The sequence below is a fragment of the Micromonospora sp. WMMD812 genome, from assembly GCF_027497215.1.
Lineage (GTDB): Bacteria > Actinomycetota > Actinomycetes > Mycobacteriales > Micromonosporaceae > Micromonospora.
In genome coordinates this window covers 5,437,592-5,456,533 of the sequence record NZ_CP114904.1, presented here as the reverse complement: position 1 = coordinate 5,456,533, position 18,942 = coordinate 5,437,592, and the positions used below count along the sequence as shown (strand labels likewise).

Here is an 18,942-nt window from a genome sequence, read left to right as displayed (position 1 = left end):
CTTCCTACCAGCCCGCACCGACACCGCGGGTGTCGCGGACCGGCACGCTCAGCGGAGGGCGGTGACGCGCTGGGCCCAGTCGCCACCGACCGGGTCCAGTTCGACGACCCGGGTGTCGTCGTCGCGCCGGTCGATGCGGACCCGTAGGTGCGCGTCGACCAGCTGCTCGACCATGCCCTCACCCCACTCGACGACGGTCACCGAGTCGTCCACCGAGGCGTCCAGGTCCAGGTCGTCGATCTCGGCACGCGGGTCGGCGGCATCGCCCAGCCGGTACGCGTCGGCGTGCACGAGCGACACCCGCCCGCCCCGGGCCGGGTCGGGCCGGTGCACGCGGGCGATCACGAACGTCGGCGAGGTCACGTCACCGAGCACGCCCAGCCCGGCGCCGATGCCCTGGGTCAGCGCGGTCTTGCCGGCGCCCAGCGGCCCGGTCAGCAACACCAGGTCACCGGCGCGCAGCACCCCGGCCAGCCGGCGGCCGAACTCGTGCGTGTCGGCGACGGTCGGCAGCTTCACGACCTGACTCACAGCTCCTCCAGGAACCTCGCCAGCGCGGCGTTGACCTCGTCCGCGTGTTCCAGCATCACCACGTGCCCACTGTCGGTGATCTTGATGAACTCGGCGTGCGGCAACCGCCGAACGATCTCCTCCGAGTGGGTCACCGGGGTGATCATGTCTTTGTCGCCCACCACCACCAACACCGGCGTGTCGGCCAGCGCGGCCAGCGCCGGAAACCGGGAGTGGGTGGCCAGCGTACGCAGGTAGCGGGTCACCGTGTCCGCCGAGGTGCGCGAGTTCATCGTCTCCACGTACGACACCAGGGCCGGGCTGGGCTTCCGGCTGCCGAACCCGTACTTCCGGGTGAGCAGCCAGGCCACGTTCGACGTGGACTTGCGGGCCTTGTCGATGACCGTGCCGCCGTACCGGGTGGCGTTGCTCATCATGTACAGCACCGGCGCGCCGACCCGGCCGAGCAGCGCCGGCGCCACCAGCTTCGTCTCGGCGAGCAGCCCGCCCGAGGTGGCCATCAGCACGGTGCCGACCACCCGGTCACCGAACATCTCCGGGAACAGCTCGGCGAAGGCCATGATGGTCATCCCGCCCATCGAGTGGCCGACCAGCACCAGCGGCCCGTCCGGCGCGGTGCGGTCGATCACCCGGCGCAGGGTGCTGCCCAGCACCTCGAGGTCGTACTCGCCGGTCTCCAGCCGGCCGGACCGGCCGTGCCCGGGCTGGTCGTAGGCGATCACCCGGTGCTCACCCTGCTCGGTGAGCATCTTGCGCTGGAAATGGAACGTCCCCATGTCCAGACAGAAGCCGTGCACCAGCACCACCGTCGGGTTGTCGGGCACCGGCCGGGTCGGCTCGACCACCTCGACGTGGATGTCGGTCCCGTCCGGCAGTTCCAGCCGGAACGCGTCGTCGTATCGCAGCTGCTCGAAGGGCTCGTGCGCGTACGGGTCGGTCGGGTCCGCCTTGGCCCGACGGACCAGGGCGCGCTCGGTGGCGACGCCCGCCGCGAGGCCCGCGGCGGCCACACCCACCGCGGCGCCGAGCACACCGGCGACCTTGCCCGCCGCCGTCCGCGGCCGCGGAATGCGGTACGGACTCATGCGCGCTCGCCGTCGTACACCCTCGGCACCCGGCTGCTGCCGAACCGGGTGACGATCTCGTAGTTGATCGTGCCCACCGCCTCGGCCCAGTCGTCCGCGGTCGGCCCGCCGTCGGCGCCGCTGCCGAACAGGGTCACCACGTCGCCGGCGGCCACCGGGTCGTCGCCGCAGTCGAGCACGAACTGATCCATGCAGACCCGGCCGGAGATGACCCGCCGCGCGCCACCGAGCTGCACCGGGCCGCTGTTGGAAGCGTGCCGGGGCACCCCGTCCGCGTAACCGAGCGGCACCACGGCCAGGTTCGTGTCCCGGTCCGTCGTGTAGGTGTGGCCGTACGAGACGCCGGTGCCGGCCGGCACCCGCTTGGTGAGCATCACCCGGGCCCGCGCGGTCATCGCCGGGCGCAGCCCGAAGGTCTCGCCCGCGATCGGGGAGAGCCCGTACACGGCGAGGCCGGGCCGGACCAGGTCGAAGTGGGTGTCCGGCCGGGTCAGCGTGGCCGCCGAGTTGGCCAGGTGGCGGTAGCGCGGGCGCAGCCCGGCCTGCTCGACCATGGCCAGGCCCTCGTGGAAGACGGCCAGCTGCCGGTCGGTGGTGGGGTGGCCCGGCATGTCGGCGTACACGAAGTGGCTCCACACACCGACCACCTCGACCAGCCCGTCGGCCTGCGCCTTGGCGGCCGCGTCGAGCAGCGCCGGCCAGTCGGCCACCGTCGCGCCGCCCCGGGACAGGCCCGTGTCGATCTTCAGGTGCAGCCGCGCCGGACGCTCGGCCCGACGGCTCGCCTCGATCATCTCGTCGAGCTGCGGCAGGCTCGCGGCGGCCAGGTCGACGTCGGCCGCGACCCCCTCGTGCAGCGGCAGCCCGGGGGCGAGCAACCAGGCCAGCACCGGCGCGGTGATGCCGGCCCGGCGCAGCGTGAGCGCCTCGTCGAGGGTGCAGACGCCGAGCCAGTCCGCTCCGGCGTCGAGTGCCGCGCGGGCGGCCGGGATCATGCCGTGCCCGTACCCGTCGCCCTTGACCACCGCCATCAGCTCGGCGGTGGTGCCGGAGCGGAGACGGCTCACGTTCTCGCGGATCGCATCAAGATCGACGCGTACCTCGGCCTGCCACATGGGCACAGCCTACTTTCCGCCGTGATCACGCCGTGGGTCGACGCTCGGCCCCCGCGCCGAACCGGTCGACGTGGCCGCGTCCGGACGGTCAGCGCAACCGGGCGATGACCGGACGCAACGCGGTCGCCACGTCCGGCGCGGTCACCGGGCCGGACCGGGCCGCCTCCCGGCCGGCCAGCCCGTGCAGGTACGCCGCCACGGCGGCCGCCCGCTCCGGTCGCACGCCGCCGGCGAGCAGCGAACCGAGCAGCCCGGCCAGCACGTCCCCGGTGCCACCCGTGGCCAGCGCCGAGGTGCCGGTCGGGTTGACGTACGCCCGGCCGTCCGGCGTGCCGATCACCGTGCGATCCCCCTTGAGCAGCACCACCGCGTTCATCCAGGCGGCGAGCCGCAGGGTCGCGGCGACCCGGTCGGTGCCCGGCTGCTCGCCGCAGAGCCGGGTGAACTCCCGGTCGTGCGGGGTCACGACGATCGGCGCGTCCCGCCGGCGCAGCTGCTCGGCGAGCGACCCGTCCACCAGCAGGGTGAGCGCGTCGGCGTCGAGCACCACGGGCACCGGCGCGGCCAGCACCGCCCGCAGCTCGGCGGCGGCGTCCTCGCCGGTGCCGAGCCCGGAGCCGCACACCCACGCCTGGACCCGGCCGGCGTCCGCGACCCGCCCGCTGGCGATCACCGAGGGGTGCTGGTGCAGCACCCCCTCCCGGGCGCCACCGGCGTAGCGGACCATCCCGGTCGGACCGGCCAGCGCGCCGCCGACCGAGAGCACGGCCGCACCCGGGTAGGTGGCCGAGCCGGTGGCCACCCCGACCACTCCCCGGCTGTACTTCTCCGAGGCCGGGCCCAGGGTCGGCCACCAGTCGACGACGTCCGACCACTCGGTGACCCGCAGCGCCGGGGTGCCGCGCAGCCAAGGCTCCAGCCCGATGTCGACCAGCTCGACCTGACCGGCGAGCGGCGCCGCCGGGCCCACCACCAGCGCCGGCTTCAACGCACCGAAGGCCACCGTCACGTCGGCCCGGACGGCGCTCGGCCGGCCGGACGCGGTCACCGGGACGTGGCCGGTGTCCACCGCGACCCCGCTCGGCACGTCCACCGCGACCACCGTCGCCCGCGCGCCGTCCCGGCCGTGGTGCCGCACCAGGCTCGCCGCCAACTGGTCCGCGGTGTCCCGCAGGCCGCCCGTGCCGCCGATCCCGACGATCCCGTCCAGCACCAGGTCGACCACCGTCGGCGGGCGCTCGACCACCCGGCCGCCCGCGGCCCGCAACGCGGCCACACCCTCGGCGTGGGCCCGCCCCGGGTTCACCAGCAGGGCTGACAGCGCGGCGCCGCGCCGGGCCAGGTGCGCCCCGGCGAAGAGCGCGTCGCCGCCGTTGTCGCCGGAGCCGACCAGCAACAGCACCCGCGAGCCGTACACGCCGCCCCGGTCGCCGAGCAGCAGCGCGCAGCGGCGGGCCAGCCCGGCCGCGGCCCGCTGCATCAGCGTCCCGGGCGGGAGGGTGGCCATGAGGCCGGCCTCCGCCGCGCGTACGTCCGACACCCGCCAGACCGGTCTCATCCCGTCGGCCCCCATCCCACGTCCCGGGCGCGCCCGCCGGCGGCCCGTCCGACTCAGCGTTCCGCGACCACCATCGCCGACGCGATCCCGCCGTCGTGGGACAGCGAGAGGTGCCAACGGTTCACGCCACGTTCGATAGCCACCGCGGCCACCGTGCCGGAGACGGTCAGCCACGGCCGGCCGTCCGGGTCCGGCACGATCTCGCAGTCGTGCCAGCACAACCCGGCGGGCGCGCCGAGCGCCTTGGCCACCGCCTCCTTGGCGGCGAAGCGGGCGGCGAGCGACTCCGGTGAGCGCGGGTTGCCGGAGCGGGTGTACCGCTCGGCCTCGGTGAAGAGCCGGTCGGCGAGCAGCGGCGTCCGCGCCAGCGCCCGGGCGAACCGGTCGACCAGGACGACGTCGATGCCGACAGCGACGATCACCAGCTCACCCTACCGGCGGCGGGGCCGGCACATTAGCCGCCGACTCCGCGCCGGGCAACGCCTGTGGACAACCGAGGGGTACGCCCGCCGGCCGCCGTCCACAGGGCGCCCCGGGCGGCTCCCCGGCCACCTAGCGTCACCGGTGTCGATGCCGATCCACACGGGGGTGCGGGGATGATCGAGGAGCGGTTCGCCGTCGAGCCGGAGGCGATGCGCGCGGTGGCCCGGGCGCTGGACGACGACGCCTACGGGCTGGCGCACGGGCTGGCCGGAGTGGCGGGGCTGGTGGTGGCCGCCCGGGGCTGGCGCGCGACCGCCGCGCTGGCCGGGCTGGAGTCGGCCGTGCACGGCTGGCTCGCTCGGCTCGGCGGTCGGGTGGCCGTGACCGGCGGCGCGGTCCGGGCGGCGGTCGACGCCTACCAGGCGGTCGACGAACGGGCCGCCCGCCGGCTCACCTCCCTGCCCCGGTGACCGCGCAGAGCGTCGGCCGGGCGACCACGCCGGCCCGCTCCGCAGCCGGGTCGAGGCTACCCGCGGCCGGGGCGGGGCAGCCGGCGGGCGGCGCGGCGGTCGGGTACGCCCAGCTCTGGGCCGCCGATCCTGGCGCGTGGCGGGCCGTGGGCGCTGCCTGGGGCGGGCTGACCGACCTCGTCGACCGGCGGGCCGGTGACCTGGGCGAGCGGGCCACGGCGCTGGGCGGCGGCTGGTCCGGCGCGGCGGCGACGGCCGCGAGCGGTCGGTTGGCCGGGGTCCGGAGTGACCTGGCCTCGGCCGCCCCGGCGCTGATCGAGGCCGACCAGGTGCTTGCCGAGTACGCCGGGCGGCTCGCCGCCGCGAAGGGACGGCTGGCCGCGGCGGTGGCGCTGGCCGACGCGTCCGGGTTGTTGATCGACCGGGACGGCCGGGTCAGCGCCGATCCGGCCCGGGCCCGGCCGAGCGAGCGGGACGGGCCCGCCGCCGCCCGGGTGGCCGCCGCGCTGCGCGCGGCGCTGGAGCTGGCGGGGGCCGCCGACCAGACGGCCGGCGCTCGGCTGGACGCGCTCGCCGCGTCCGCCGGAACGGGCTGGCTGGCCGCACCGCCACCCGGCCGTCCGGAACGGGGCGCCACACCGGCACAGGTCCGGGCCTGGTGGGCGGGCCTCACACCGGCCCAACGCCGGTGGCTGGTGGCGCACGAGCCGGTGCTGGTGGGTCACCTGGACGGCGTACCGGCGGCGGCCCGGGACCAGGCCAACCGGCTGCTGCTCGGCGTCCGCCGGGCAGAGCTGCTCGCCGAGCGGCGACGCCTGCTCGACCGGGTGCCGCCCGGCCCGGTCGAGACGGCCCGGCTGCGCCTGGTCGACGCCCGTCTGGCCGGCCTCGACGGGCTCACCGACCGGCTGACCGAGCCGGGCGGGCCGCGCGCCTATCTGCTGGGGCTGGACACCGCGGGCGAGGGCCGGGTGGTGGTGGCGTTGGGCGACCCGGACCACGCCGACCGGGTGCTCACCTACGTGCCGGGGATGACCGCCGGCCTCGACGACGCGCCGGGCGAGCTGGGCCGGGCGGCGCGGGTCCTCGACCGGTGCGCCGCGCTCGCCCCCGAGGAACGGAGCGCGGCCGTGCTCTGGCTGGACTACGACGCTCGGGATCTCCTGCACGAGGCGATCTCGGCCCGTCAGGCTCAGGACGCGGGTCCCGCCCTGCAGCGCTTCCAGGAGGGGTTGCGGGCCACCCACGAGGGGCCGCCGGCCCGGCAGACCGTGCTGGGGCACAGCTACGGGTCGCTGGTGGTGGGCACGACCGCACGGGACCACGGGCTGGCCGCCGACGCCCTGGTCTTCGTGGGCTCACCGGGCGTCGGGGTGGCGCACGCCGAGGAGCTACGCCACCCGCCCGGCCAGGTCTGGGCGAGCAGCGCGCCGGACGACGTGATCCGGCTGGCCCGTCCACCGGACGAGCTGGCGCTCGGGGCCCTGCGCGGCGCGTCGCCGCTGGCCGCCGCGCTCGCGCTGCCCGGGCGGGGCGAGCACGAGCTGTGGTTCGGCCGCGACCCGGCCGCCCCGGGCTTCGGTGGCCGGGTCTTCCCCAGCGGCCGGCACGGCCACACCGGCTACTGGGACGCGGACAATCCGGCCCTGGACGGCGTGGCCCGCATCGTGCTCGGCCGCTGACGGCCCGGGCCGGCGCGCCACCAGGCCGTCGGCACGCGGGACCGACACGGGCGGGACCCGACGGGGTCCGGGTCGGCGCGGGACGCGACCGGGTCCCGGTCACCGCGGACGCGGCGGCCGGGACCCGGGTCGGTGCTCGGTGCGGTTACTCGACGGTGACCGACTTGGCGAGGTTGCGCGGCTGGTCGACGTCGAGCCCCCGGGCGGCGGCGATCTCGGCCGCCAGCACCTGCAACGGCACGGTGGTGACCAGCGGGGCGAGCAGCGTCGGCGTCCGCGGCACGTAGATCAGGTGGTCGGCGTAGCGGACGACGGCCTCGTCGCCCTCCTCCGCGATCACGATGGTCCGCGCGCCGCGCGCCCGCACCTCCTGGATGTTGGAGACGACCTTGTCGTGCAGCACCCCCCGGCCGGCCGGCGAGGGCACCACGCAGATCACCGGGGTGCCCTGGTCGATGAGGCCGATCGGCCCGTGCTTCAGCTCGCCGGCGGCGAAGCCCTCGGCGTGCATGTACGCCAGCTCCTTGAGCTTGAGCGCGCCCTCCAGGGCCACCGGGTAGCCCACGTGGCGGCCGATGAAGAGCACCGTCGGCTCGGACTTCAGGTCGCGGGCCAGCTCGCGCACCGGCTCGATCCGGCCCAGCAGCTCACGGAGCTTGTTCGGCATCTCCTGGAGCTGGGCGACGACGGCGGAGACCTCGTCGGCGTACTTGATCCCGCGCACCTGGGCCAGGTGCAGGCCGATCAGGTAGCAGGCGACCAGCTGGGTGAGGAACGCCTTCGTGGAGGCGACCGCGATCTCCGGCCCGCCGTGCGTGTAGAGCACCGCGTCGGACTCACGCGGGATGGTGGAGCCGTTGGTGTTGCAGATGGCCAGCACGCGGGCCTTCTGCTCCTTGGCGTGCCGGAGCGCCATGAGGGTGTCCATCGTCTCGCCGGACTGCGAGATCACCACGATCAGCGTGGACCGGTCGAGCACCGGGTCCCGGTAGCGGAACTCGCTGGCCAGTTCCACCTCGCAGGGGATCCGGGTCCAGTGCTCGATGGCGTACTTGGCGACCATGCCGGCGTGGTACGACGTACCGCAGGCCACGATGAAGATCTTGTCGACGTCGCGGAGGTCCTGGTCGCTGAGGCGCACCTCGTCCAGGGCGATCTCTCCGGTGTCGGTGAGCCGGCCTAGCAGCGTGTCGGCGATGGCCTGCGGCTGCTCCTCGATCTCCTTGAGCATGAACCAGTCGTAGCCGCCCTTCTCGGCGGCCGACGAGTCCCAGTCGATGTGGAAGTCCTTGCCGCTGGCCGGCTGGCCGTCGAAGTCGGTGATCTCGATGGTGTCGCCGGTGATCAGCACGATCTGGTCCTGGCCGAGCTCGACCGCGTCGCGGGTGTGCTCGATGAACGCGGCGACGTCGGAGGCGAGGTAGTTCTCGCCCTTGCCACGGCCGACCACGAGCGGGGAGTTGCGGCGGGCCCCGACGACCGCGCCGGGCACCGCGGAGTCCACGGCGAGCAGGGTGAACGCGCCCTCCAGTCGCTGGCACACCACCCGCATGGCGGCGGCGAGCAGCTGCGGGCCGTCCGGTTGGCCGGCGGCGCGCAGGTCGGCCAGCGCGGCGCCGAGCAGGTGGGCCGCGCACTCGGTGTCCGTGTCGCTGTTGAGCTGGACGCCGTCGGCCTCCAGCTCGGCGCGCAGCTTCGCGAAGTTCTCGATGATGCCGTTGTGGATCACGGCGACCCGGCCGTCGCCGGCGACGTGCGGGTGGGCGTTGCGGTCGGTGGGGCCGCCGTGGGTGGCCCAGCGGGTGTGCCCGATGCCGGTGGTGCCGTCGCCGATGCCGATCGGGCTGGCCGCGCAGGACGACGGGTCGTCGGCGGCCCGCTCGGAGAGCACCTTCTCCAGGTTGGCCAGCTTGCCGGCCTTCTTCTCGGTCAGCAGCTCACCGTCGCACACGATGGCGACGCCCGCCGAGTCGTAGCCGCGGTACTCCAGCCGCCGCAGCCCGTCCAGCACGATGCCGAGCGCCGGCCGCGCGCCGGCGTAACCCACGATTCCACACATGGTCCGCAGCCTAACCCAGTTTCGCTCATCGCGCGTGCGCGAAAGTCCGGTAAACAATCACTGACTTTGAGCGAACACCCGAGTCTCCGCGTTCCGCAGGCGTGATCCGGGGCCTGGAGGGCGACGACGCGGGCGCTCACCGCCCCCCGCCTACCCGTACATTGAGGGCCGCAACCGGCGGGCCGGCGACAACGTCGCCCACCGGCACCCCACCCGCGCCGCGGCCACGGCGCGTCCACCCCCGGAGCAGAACAGATGTCCGAGGTGTCACCGTCCGCCGATCCGACCCCGTCGGCCGGGCCGGCCCCGGGTCCGTGGGCGCCCCCCGACCCCGGCGCGTGGGACGGCTCCGCCAGCGGCTACGGACCGCCGCCCCCGACCACCGCCCCGCCACCCGGCACCGCGCCGCCGTACGGGTTCGCGCCACCCTCCGGCTACGGGCCGCCGTACGGGTTCACGCCGCCCGGCGGTGCCGCCCCGGGTCCGGCGGCACCCGCCGCGCCGTACGGGTATCCGTGGTCCGCCGCGCGCCCGGCCGCTCCCCTGCCCCGGTCGGGCAACCGCTCGGCCACGGTGGGCGTCGTCATCGCCGCGGCCACGGTTCTGGTCCTGGTCATCTGCGGCGCCGTCGGCGCGGCGGCGCTGAGCCGGTACGGGGCGCCGGGCCCCACCGACACGGTCGCCGAAGGGCCCTACGACGGCCCGTACCACGAGGACGGGGACGAGGACGAGGCCTGGCAGGACCAGCCCGCGCTGTCCCCGTCCGCCGGGTCCGGGGTCGTCCAGGTGGTCTACGAGGTGACCGGCCGCGGCCCGGTCGACCTGGAGTACTACGACGCCAACGGCACCTTCGTCCAGGACGCGGAGGTGCGGCTGCCCTGGCGGCTGACCTTCCGGGCGCGCAGCGCCGACCGCGTCATGGTGCTCGCCCACAACGCCGACACGGAGGGGCCGGTGAACTGCCGGATCCTCGTCGACGGGGAGGCCGTCGACGAGGTGTCGGCGGAGCGCTGGGGAGCGAGTTGCTTCGGCTGATCCCTCGACCCGACCGGCGCCGGCACGTCCCCCGTCGTCCGCCGGTATCCCTGACCGCGCCGGATCGTCCGCCACGGCCCGAACCTCCCGAGGAGGCCAGCATGTCCGAAGGCCCACCGGCCTCCGGTTCGTCACCCGAGCCGTCCACCGGGCCGCTGCCCTGGGCGCCGCTCGATCCGCCGTCGACGCCGTCCTCGGCGCCGCCGGACCGCTGGCTTCCGGACGCTCCGGTCCACCCGCCGTTCGCCGGCGGCACCGCCCCCGGCATCGCGTCCCGCTCCGGCGTCCCGGCCACCGCGTCGGCCCGCCGGACGGACGAGCGGCCGGGCCGGCGCGTGGTGACCGGCATGGTCCTCGTGGCGGCGCTGCTGCTCGGCGGCGCCGGGTACGGCGCGTACGCGTCACTGCGCGACGACGACCGGCCCCAGGCCGAGCAGGCCGACCCCGATGCGTGGTACGCGGGCGACGGTGTCGAGGAGGCTCCGCAGGAGGCCGGCCCCGTGCCGCAGCCGACCCACTCGGCGACGCCGGCGGCCACCCCGTCCACCGGTCCCGGCCGGGACACGGTGGTCTACGAGGTGACCGGGAAGGGGCGGGTCGACATCCTCTACAGCGACGCGAACGGCGAGAGCGTCTGGCTGGACGGGGTGCGGCTGCCGTGGCGGGCGCGCATCCGCACGGATCACCGGGACCAGGCGATGGTGCAGGCCAGCAGGACCGGCGACAACGTGGACGCCATCGCCTGCTCGCTCACCATCAACGGCGGCGCCCCCGTGACGGAGGAGATCACCGGCGCCGGCTGGCGGGCCAACTGCTACGACCCGACGGCCGGTTGAGGCGGTGACGCCGGACCGTAGGCTGGCGGACGTGACGACGACCACCGATGCCGACCCGCTCGTGGCCCGGATGCGGCCGTTCGGCACGACCATCTTCGCCGAGATGTCCGCGCTCGCCGTCCGCACCGGCGCGGTCAACCTGGGGCAGGGCTTCCCGGACACCGACGGGCCCGCGGAGATGCTCGCCGCCGCGGCCGAGGCGCTGCGCTCGGGGCAGAACCAGTACCCGCCCGGGCCGGGCGTCCCCGCCCTGCGCGCGGCCGTCGCGGCGCACCAGCGCCGCTTCTGGGGACTGGAGTACGACCCGGACGGCGAGATCGTGGTGACCGCGGGCGCGACCGAGGCGGTGGCCGCGACGATCCTCGCCCTCTGCGAGCCGGGCGACGAAGTGGTCTGCTTCGAGCCGTACTACGACTCGTACGCCGCCTCCATCGCCCTGGCCGGCGCGGTCCGCCGGCCGGTCACGCTGCGTCCCGCCGACGACGGCCGGTACGCCTTCGACCCGGCGGCGCTGCGCGCGGCGTTCGGACCGCGGACCCGGCTGGTGCTGCTGAACTCGCCGCACAATCCGACCGGGAAGGTCTTCACCCCGGCCGAGCTGGCGCTGGTCGCCGAGCTGTGCCAGGAGTACGACGCCTACGCGGTGACCGACGAGGTGTACGAGCACCTGGTCTTCACCGACGCGGCCAGTCCGCACGTGCCGCTGGCCACCCTGCCCGGCATGCGGGAACGCACGGTGCGGATCTCGTCGGCCGGCAAGACGTTCTCCTGCACCGGTTGGAAGGTCGGCTGGGCGAGCGGACCGGCCGCGCTGGTCGCCGCGGTGCTGCGGGTGAAGCAGTTCCTGACCTTCGTCAACGCGGCGCCGCTGCAACCCGCGGTCGCCGTGGCGCTCGCGCTGCCGGACGACTACTTCACCGGTTTCCGGGCCGGCCTGCAGGCCCGCCGCGACCAGCTGGTCGGCGGCCTCACCGACGCCGGCTTCGAGGTGCTCGCCCCGGAGGGGACGTACTTCGTCACGGCCGACGTCACCGCGCTCGGCGGACACGACGGGGTGGAGTTCTGCCGCTCGCTGCCGGAGCGGTGCGGCGTGGTGGCGGTGCCGACGCAGGTCTTCTACGACGACGCCGAGGCGGGCCGGCAGCTGGTCCGGTTCGCGTTCTGCAAGCGCCCGGAGGTGCTGACCGAGGCGGTCACCCGGCTGCGCCGGCTCTCGGTGGACTGACTCGGGACGAGTCTGGGCACCGCGCGGGCGTGCCTCACGACGTCTACGCCGTGGCCGACGAGCCGGCTTCACGCGTGCCGCTGGCCGCGCTGGCCGGTCGGGTCGCCGCGAGCGTGGCGAGCAGCGTGCCGCCGTCGGAGAGGAGCACGGACTCCGCGTCGTCGACGAACGCGAGGTCGGCTTCGACGTGCCGGCCGGCGGCGGCGAGCAGCAGCCCGACCACCGGGTCGTCGGCCTTGCGCCGCAGCCCGTCGAGGTTGCGCAACTCCCGCAGCAGGTGCCCGCGCTGGTTGCTCAGCACCGCCCGGACCGTGGCCGCGGAACCGGACCGGGCGGCGGCGGTCACCTTGAGGAAGAAATCGTCCCGGAAACCCCCGGCGCGGGGGCTCGGCTCGGCCAGCCACCGCTCCAGCTCGGCCCGGCCCTCAGGGGTGATCTCGTAGACCACCCGGTCCGGTTTGACCGCCTGTGGCTGGCGCGCGGCGACCACCAGCCCGTCCCGGGAGAGCCGGTCGAGGATCTGGTACAGGTGCCCGATGTTCAGCGGGCCCCACTGTGGACCGACCGCGCCCTCGAAGTCGCCCTTCAGCTCGTAGCCGTAGCTCGGCCCGCGGGCGAGCAGCGCCAGGACGGCGTGCTGGATCGCCATCGTCTCCTCCGGTTTCCGTCTTGCATTGTGACAATGTAACCCGCAGAGTGAGAGTCAGCACACGGGGAGGCGCGAATGCCGCACTTCATCTGGAGTCACCTTCGTGGCCGTGCTGGGCGGTCGGTGGCGCTGCTGGTCGGCGTGCTGGTGGCCACCACCGGTTTCGTGGTCCTGACCGGCGCCACCACCACGTCCCGCCTGGCTGTCACCGGCGCCGTCGAACGCAACACCCGGGCCGCCTACGACATCCTGGTCCGTCCCCAGGGGACCCGCACGCCGCTCGAGGCCGAGCGCCGACTGGTCCAACCCAACTACCTCTCCGGCCTCTTCGGCGGCATCGCCCCCGCCCAGTACGAGCAGGTGAGGCGGATCCCGGGCATCGACGTGGCCGCGCCGATCGCCATGCTGGACTACTCGACCTCGTCGGTGCCGGTCCGATTCGACCTGACGGACGCGGTCGACCGTTCCCTGGAGCAGCAGGTCATCCGGCTCGACCCCACCTTCACGGCCGAGCGTCGGCTCTCCACCGCTCCCAGCAGCCCGCGCTACGTGTACGTGACCAAGCGCCCACTGCTCTACCCCGAGTGGGACGAGAACATAAACGATTCCTCGTCTCCATACTCCGACGGCCGGGCGTACCGGTACGACCCGCAGTGCGGGGAGGTCCCACGGGAGGTGCTTCCCGATGGACGGAGCGCACCGATCTGCGACCCCCACCTGATGTCGCGGGCGCCGAACGGTGGGCTGTCCTCCGAACGGGAGAGCTGGAGCGTCGACACCGTCCGGCTGCTGCCCGACGGGCGCTTCGAGGCGAACAGCTGGCTGCCCGGCCGCGCCCAACGCGTCGTCACCGACCAACTGGTGGTCACCTACCGGGTGACGGTGCCGTTCCTGCTGGCCGCCGTCGACCCCGACGCGGAGCAGCGCCTCGTCGGCCTGGGTGACGCGGTGACCGAGGGCCGCCCGCTCCGGCCGGACGACACCACGACCGAGACCTCCCTGGGACCCGGCGCGCTCGAACGGTCGATCCCGGTGGTGAGCACCAGCCGGCCCTACCTCGACGGCACCGTGCGGTCCGCCCTCACCCGGCTGCCGCAGGCACGGCCCGCGGGGCTGCCGATCGACGAACTGGAGCGGGCGCTGAGCCGCGCCACCGGGGTCGGGGCCGGGACCGAGGAGTACGCGCTGACCGACGGGTATCGCGACCTGCTCGCCGAGGGCATCTCCGAGACCGGCTGCTGCATGGGCGACCTGCAGACGGTCATTCAGGCGGGCGCCCCGGAGTACGAGCGACTTCCCGACGGCACCCTCCGAGCCGTCGCGCGACCACCGTTCGATCACGCGCTCTACGGCGGCCAGAACAACCTGAACTTCCGCCCCCGTCCGTGGCTGGCCGACGACAACGGCTTCCGCCCGGTGACCGCGCTCCCGCAGCCGCCGTCGGGCGCGAACCTCCAGGTCCGGGTCTGGCGGACCGTCGGCATCTTCGACCCGGAGAAGCTGAGCGGATTCAGCGACCTGTCCCGGGTGCCGCTGGAGACGTACGAGCCGCCGCGCACCGACGGCGCCGACGAGCGCAGCCGCCAGGCGCTGGGCGGTCGGCCGCTGGAGCCGAGCGGCAACCCGGCCGGTTACCTCTCCACGCCGCCGCTGCTGCTCACCAGCCTGGCCGCGGTGCCGAAGCTGTTGGCCGGTGACGCCACCCCGACCCGGACGGCGCCGATCAGCGCGATCCGGGTCCGGGTCGCCGACGTCGCCGGGTACACCGAACGGTCCGCCGAGCGGGTGCGGCTCATCGCCGAGCGGATCGCCGACACGACCGGGCTGGACGTCGATCTCACCTTCGGCTCGTCGCCCGCTCCGCAGACCGTGGAGCTGCCCGCGGGCTCGTACGGCCGGCCCGAGCTGCGGCTGACCGAGCCGTGGTCCGCCCTCGGGGTGGCCTCGGTGATCACCAGGGCCGTCGACCGCCAGAGCGTCGTGCTCTTCGGGCTGGTGCTGGTGGTCTGCGCGCTGTTCCTCGGCAACGCGGTCTCCGCCGCCGTCCGGGACCGGCGCCCCGAGCTGGCGGTGCTCGCCTGCCTGGGCTGGCCAGCCCGCCGGATAGCGGCGCTCGTCCTCGGCGAGGTGGCCGCGCTGGGGCTGGCCGCCGGCCTGCTCGCCCTCGGGCTGGCATACCCGCTGGCCGCCGCGCTGGACATCGGGATCGGCTGGCGTCAGGCGGCGCTCGCCCTACCGGTGGCCCTGCTGCTGGCACTGGTGGCGGGCCTGGTCCCGGCGCTGCGGGCCGCGCGCGCCCACCCGGCCGCCGGCCTGCGGCCGCTGGTGGCCCCGGCCCGTTGGGTACGTCGGCCCCGCACCCTCTTCGGGCTGGCCCTGGCCAACCTGGTCCGCACCCCCGGGCGCACCCTGCTCGGGGCGGGCGCGCTGGCCATCGGACTGGCCGCGCTGACCCTGGTCAGCGCCGCCGCGTACGCCTTCCGTGGCGCGATCGTCGGCAGCCTGCTCGGCGACACCGTCTCGCTCAACGTACGCGCCGCCGACACCCTGGCCGCGGTCGTCACCGTCCTGCTCGGCGCCGGCGCCCTCGCCGACGTGCTCTACCTGAATGTCCGGGACCGCGCCGCAGAGCTGTCCGCCCTGCGCGCGGTCGGCTGGACGGACGCCGCGCTCGGCCGCCTCGTCGGTTACGAAGGGCTCCTCATCGGCGCGCTCGGCGCGGCGACCGGGGTGGGTCTGGGGCTCGCCGGGGCGGCCTGGCTGGTCGGTGGCCTGCCCGCCGCCCTGGTGCTGGTCGCCACCGCGGTGGCACTCGCCGGGGTGCTGGTCACCTGTCTCGCAGCGCTCGTGCCGGCCGCGTTGCTGCGCCGGCTCCCGACCGCACGGCTACTCGCAGAGGAGTGACGATGGAGGAAACGACGGGCAGCATGATCCGGATCCGCGGGCTGACCCGGCAGTTCCGCACCGGCGCCGAGCGACGGACCGCGGTCGACGACGTCTCGCTGGAGGTGACGGCCGGATCGGTGGTGGCGCTGACCGGTCCGAGCGGCTCCGGCAAGTCGACCCTGCTGCACCTGATCGGCGCCATCGAACAGGCCGACAGCGGCACCGTCACGGTCGACGACGTGGAGATCACGGCGCTGCGCCGCGCGGCGCTGGCCCGGTACCGGCAGCGGGTGGGGTTCGTCTTCCAGCGCTACCACCTGCTGCCGGCGCTGACCGTGCTCGACAACGTGATCGCCCCGGTGCTGCCGCGGCGTGGCCGGGCCGACCACGCGACCCGGGCCCGTGAGCTGCTCGACGCCGTCGGCCTCGCCGGACGCGAGCGGGCGATGCCGGCGCAGCTCTCCGGTGGCGAGCAGCAGCGCGTCGCCATCGCCCGGGCGTTGATGGGCGCACCCGGGCTGCTGCTGGCCGACGAGCCCACCGGCAACCTCGACTCGACCACCAGCGCCCAGATCCTCGACCTGCTGCTCGAGCTGCGGGAGCGGCACGGCATGACGATCCTGCTCGCCACGCACGAGCGGTCGATCGCGGCCCGCTGCGATCGGCTGATCCGGCTCGGCGACGGCACGGTGGTCGAGGACCTCGACCTCACCGAGGGCGAGGATCCCGCCGACACCTTCGACCGAGCCGCCCGCCTCCGCCTCTGATCGGCGAACGGACACCCGACCGGAGGGGGATCCGGCAGCAGGCGGACGACCGCGGTGCGGACGGTCAGGCGTTCGCGGGGCTGGCGGTGCGGACCTGCTCGGCGATCCGCTCGGCGACCTCGCGCGCGGTGCGCTCGGTGGCGGCCTCGACCATCACCCGGACCAGCGGCTCGGTGCCCGAGGGACGAAGCAGCACCCGACCGGTGCCACCCAGCTCGGCCTCGGCCCGCTCGACCTCGGCCCGGACTGCCGGCGCGGCGGCGCCCACGGTGCGGTCGCCCACCGGCACGTTGATCAGCACCTGCGGGAGCTTGGTCACCACGGCGGCCAGGTCGGCCAGCGAGCGGCCGGTGGCCGCCATCCGGGACATCAGGTGCAGCCCGGTCAGGACGCCGTCGCCGGTGGTGGCGTACGCCGGCATCACGATGTGGCCGCTCTGCTCACCGCCGAGCGCCAGCCCGGAACCGCGCAGCTCCTCCAGGACGTACCGGTCGCCGACCTTCGTCTCGACCAACCGGATGCCCTCGGCGGACATCGCCAGCCGCAGGCCGAGGTTGCTCATCACCGTCGCCACGAGCGTGTCGTCGGTGAGGGTGCCGGCCTCCCGCATGGCCAGCGCGAGGATCGCCATCACCTGGTCGCCGTCGACCTCGTCGCCCGCCGCGGTCACCGCCACGCACCGGTCGGCGTCGCCGTCGTGCGCGATGCCCAGGTGGGCGCCGTGCTCGACCACCGCGGCGCGCAGCGCCTCGATGTGGTTGGAGCCGCAGTCGTCGTTGATGTTGAGCCCGTCCGGCTCGGCGTGGATGGCGATCACCTCGGCGCCGGCCTCCCGGTACGCCACCGGGGCGACCTCGGCCGCGGCGCCGTTCGCGCAGTCGACCACGACCTTGATGCCGTCCAGCCGGTGCGGCACGGTGCCGACGAGGTGCTGCACGTAGTGGTCGGCGCCGTCGAGCAGGTCGTGCACCCGGCCGACGCCCGCGCCCACCGGGCGGTCCCAGGCGGTGGTGGCGTTGGCCTCGACCGCCGCCTCGATCTTCATCTCGATCTCGTCGGGCAGCTTGTGCCCGCCGGCCGCGAAGAGCTTGATCCCGTTGTCCGGCATCGGATTGTGCGAGGCGGAGAGCATCACACCGAGGTCGGCCTTGGCCTCCGCAGTCAGGAACGCCACCGCCGGGGTGGGCAGCACGCCGACCCGGATCACGGTGGCGCCGGCACTGGTCAGCCCGGCCACGACGGCGGCCTCCAGCATCTCGCCGCTGGCCCGGGTGTCCCGGCCCACCACCGCGACCGGCGGATGACTCCGGTCCGTCTCGGCGAGCGTGTGCGCGGCCGCGACCGCCACCGCGAGCGCCAGCTCCGGGGTGAGATCCACGTTCGCCCGCCCGCGGACGCCGTCCGTGCCGAACAACCGACCCATACCCGCCAACCTCCGATGACCCTGACGATACGAGGAGAAAACGGAACGGCCGGCCACCTCCCGACGAGGGGAGGCGGACCGGCCGTCCGTCAGACGTACAACGTGCTGCTGAAGATCAGCGCTTCGAGTACTGGGGAGCCTTGCGGGCCTTCTTGAGGCCGTACTTCTTGCTCTCCTTGACCCGGGCGTCCCGGGTCAGGAAGCCGGCCTTCTTCAGGGCCGGCCGGTCGTCCGGCTCGTTGACGATCAGGGCCCGGGCGATGGCGAGCCGCAGCGCGCCGGCCTGGCCGGTGATGCCGCCACCCCGCAGGTTGGCGATGACGTCGAACGCCTCCGGCTTCTCGGCGGTGACCAGCGGATCCTTGATCAGCTGCTGGTGCACCTTGCTCGGGAAGTAGGCCTCGAGGTCGCGGCCGTTGCAGGTGATCTTGCCGGTGCCCGGAACGATGCGGACCCGGACGATGGCCTCCTTGCGGCGGCCCACGGTCTGGATCGGCCGGTCACCACGAGGCGCGCGGGCGACGGGCGCCGGCGCCTCGGTGGCCTCGGGGGCAACCTCGGTGGCGGTGATGTCGGTCATGCTGTTTCCTTCGCCCGCGCTCACTGCGCGATCTGCTTGATCTCGAACGGCACCGGCTGCTGGGCGCCGTGCGGGTGCTCGGCACCGGCGTAGACCTTCAGCTTCTTGATCAGCTGACGGCCCAGCTTGTTGTGCGGGAGCATCCCCTTGACGGCCAGCTCGATGGCCCGCTCGGGACGCTTGGTCAGCAGCTCGTCGTAGCCGACCTGCTTCAGACCGCCCGGGTAGCCGGAGTGCCGGTAAGCGATCTTGGTGTGGCGCTTGTTGCCGGTCAGCGCCACCTTGCCCGCGTTCACGATGACGACGAAGTCGCCCGTGTCGACGTGCGGCGCGAAAGTCGGCTTGTGCTTACCACGCAGCAACGTGGCGGCGTGGGTGGCCAGACGGCCCAGCACGACATCAGAGGCGTCGATGACGTGCCACTGACGCTCGATCTCACCCGGCTTCGGGCTGTACGTACGCACAGGTCTACCTTGTCTCGTCGTCGGTCTGGGGTCGCGCGCCGAAGTCACCAGGCGCGCACGAACGACCAAGCGTACCTGATGTGGCACGCCTCTGGATGTCGTACAACAGCAGGCAACGATACCCGGCGCCCGGTCGGCAGGTCAAAACGGGGTC

The 18,942-nt window shown here is 74.5% G+C and carries 17 protein-coding genes; 7 read left to right on the top strand and 10 right to left on the bottom strand.

Annotation, left to right across the window (positions count from 1 at the left end; all coding sequences use genetic code 11):
• Positions 1-48: 48 nt before the first annotated feature.
• The 5 genes from tsaE to O7603_RS25280 form a co-directional block, all read right to left on the bottom strand.
• Positions 49-531, bottom strand: a complete 483-nt coding sequence (tsaE, locus tag O7603_RS25300) for a tRNA (adenosine(37)-N6)-threonylcarbamoyltransferase complex ATPase subunit type 1 TsaE (RefSeq protein WP_281572248.1) — start codon at positions 529-531, stop codon at positions 49-51.
• Positions 528-1,616: an alpha/beta hydrolase gene (locus tag O7603_RS25295; protein WP_281572247.1), complete on the bottom strand. Its 1,089-nt coding sequence runs from the start codon at positions 1,614-1,616 to the stop codon at positions 528-530. Before O7603_RS25295 ends, tsaE begins: the two co-directional genes overlap by 4 nt.
• Positions 1,613-2,731: an alanine racemase gene (gene alr / locus O7603_RS25290; protein WP_281572246.1), complete on the bottom strand. Its 1,119-nt coding sequence runs from the start codon at positions 2,729-2,731 to the stop codon at positions 1,613-1,615. Before alr ends, O7603_RS25295 begins: the two co-directional genes overlap by 4 nt.
• An 88-nt stretch (positions 2,732-2,819) precedes the next feature.
• Positions 2,820-4,289 (bottom strand): NAD(P)H-hydrate dehydratase, encoded by a 1,470-nt coding sequence (locus O7603_RS25285; RefSeq protein WP_281572245.1) that lies wholly within the window; start codon positions 4,287-4,289, stop codon positions 2,820-2,822.
• Positions 4,290-4,342: 53 nt separating this feature from the next.
• A complete protein-coding gene (locus tag O7603_RS25280) occupies positions 4,343-4,711 on the bottom strand; it encodes a holo-ACP synthase (protein WP_281572244.1) in 369 nt (122 codons plus the stop codon).
• A gap of 174 nt (positions 4,712-4,885) precedes the next feature.
• Between O7603_RS25280 and O7603_RS25275 the strand changes: the two genes are divergently transcribed.
• Positions 4,886-5,182 (top strand): hypothetical protein, encoded by a 297-nt coding sequence (locus O7603_RS25275; RefSeq protein WP_281572243.1) that lies wholly within the window; start codon positions 4,886-4,888, stop codon positions 5,180-5,182.
• Entirely contained in the window at positions 5,179-6,864 is a 1,686-nt protein-coding gene (locus tag O7603_RS25270; protein ID WP_281572242.1) for an alpha/beta hydrolase, read from the top strand. The genes O7603_RS25275 and O7603_RS25270 overlap by 4 nt, the downstream gene beginning before the upstream one ends.
• Before the next feature lie 145 nt (positions 6,865-7,009).
• Here the strand turns inward: O7603_RS25270 and glmS are convergent, their stop codons facing one another.
• On the bottom strand, positions 7,010-8,923 hold the full coding sequence (gene glmS, locus O7603_RS25265; protein WP_281572241.1) for a glutamine--fructose-6-phosphate transaminase (isomerizing): 1,914 nt from the start codon (positions 8,921-8,923) through the stop codon (positions 7,010-7,012).
• A gap of 255 nt (positions 8,924-9,178) precedes the next feature.
• Here glmS and O7603_RS25260 point away from each other — a divergent pair, with 255 nt between their 5' ends.
• The 3 genes from O7603_RS25260 (at position 9,179) to O7603_RS25250 (ending at position 12,019) form a co-directional block, all read left to right on the top strand.
• The gene (locus O7603_RS25260) at positions 9,179-9,958 is read left to right on the top strand and encodes an MmpS family transport accessory protein (RefSeq protein WP_281572240.1); all 780 of its coding nucleotides are present in this window, start codon (positions 9,179-9,181) and stop codon (positions 9,956-9,958) included.
• Positions 9,959-10,059: 101 nt separating this feature from the next.
• Positions 10,060-10,794, top strand: a complete 735-nt coding sequence (locus O7603_RS25255; protein ID WP_281572239.1) for an MmpS family transport accessory protein — start codon at positions 10,060-10,062, stop codon at positions 10,792-10,794.
• A gap of 31 nt (positions 10,795-10,825) precedes the next feature.
• Entirely contained in the window at positions 10,826-12,019 is a 1,194-nt protein-coding gene (locus tag O7603_RS25250) for a pyridoxal phosphate-dependent aminotransferase (RefSeq protein WP_281572238.1), read from the top strand.
• A gap of 43 nt (positions 12,020-12,062) precedes the next feature.
• Here O7603_RS25250 and O7603_RS25245 read toward each other — a convergent pair whose 3' ends face one another.
• Positions 12,063-12,668: a PadR family transcriptional regulator gene (locus O7603_RS25245; RefSeq protein ID WP_281572237.1), complete on the bottom strand. Its 606-nt coding sequence runs from the start codon at positions 12,666-12,668 to the stop codon at positions 12,063-12,065.
• 75 nt (positions 12,669-12,743) lie between these two features.
• On the opposite strand from O7603_RS25245, the gene O7603_RS25240 reads away from it, so the two are divergent.
• On the top strand, positions 12,744-15,572 hold the full coding sequence (locus tag O7603_RS25240; protein WP_281572236.1) for an ABC transporter permease: 2,829 nt from the start codon (positions 12,744-12,746) through the stop codon (positions 15,570-15,572).
• A gap of 2 nt (positions 15,573-15,574) precedes the next feature.
• A complete protein-coding gene (locus tag O7603_RS25235; protein ID WP_281572235.1) occupies positions 15,575-16,321 on the top strand; it encodes an ABC transporter ATP-binding protein in 747 nt (248 codons plus the stop codon).
• A 64-nt stretch (positions 16,322-16,385) separates the two neighbouring features.
• On the opposite strand, the gene glmM is transcribed toward O7603_RS25235, so the two are convergent.
• From glmM to rplM, 3 genes are all read right to left on the bottom strand, one after another.
• Positions 16,386-17,744, bottom strand: a complete 1,359-nt coding sequence (gene glmM / locus O7603_RS25230) for a phosphoglucosamine mutase (protein ID WP_281572234.1) — start codon at positions 17,742-17,744, stop codon at positions 16,386-16,388.
• Positions 17,745-17,859: 115 nt separating this feature from the next.
• Positions 17,860-18,324: a 30S ribosomal protein S9 gene (gene rpsI, locus O7603_RS25225; RefSeq protein ID WP_076466623.1), complete on the bottom strand. Its 465-nt coding sequence runs from the start codon at positions 18,322-18,324 to the stop codon at positions 17,860-17,862.
• Between the two features lie 20 nt (positions 18,325-18,344).
• On the bottom strand, positions 18,345-18,788 hold the full coding sequence (gene rplM / locus O7603_RS25220; RefSeq protein ID WP_242794454.1) for a 50S ribosomal protein L13: 444 nt from the start codon (positions 18,786-18,788) through the stop codon (positions 18,345-18,347).
• Positions 18,789-18,942: the final 154 nt, after the last annotated feature.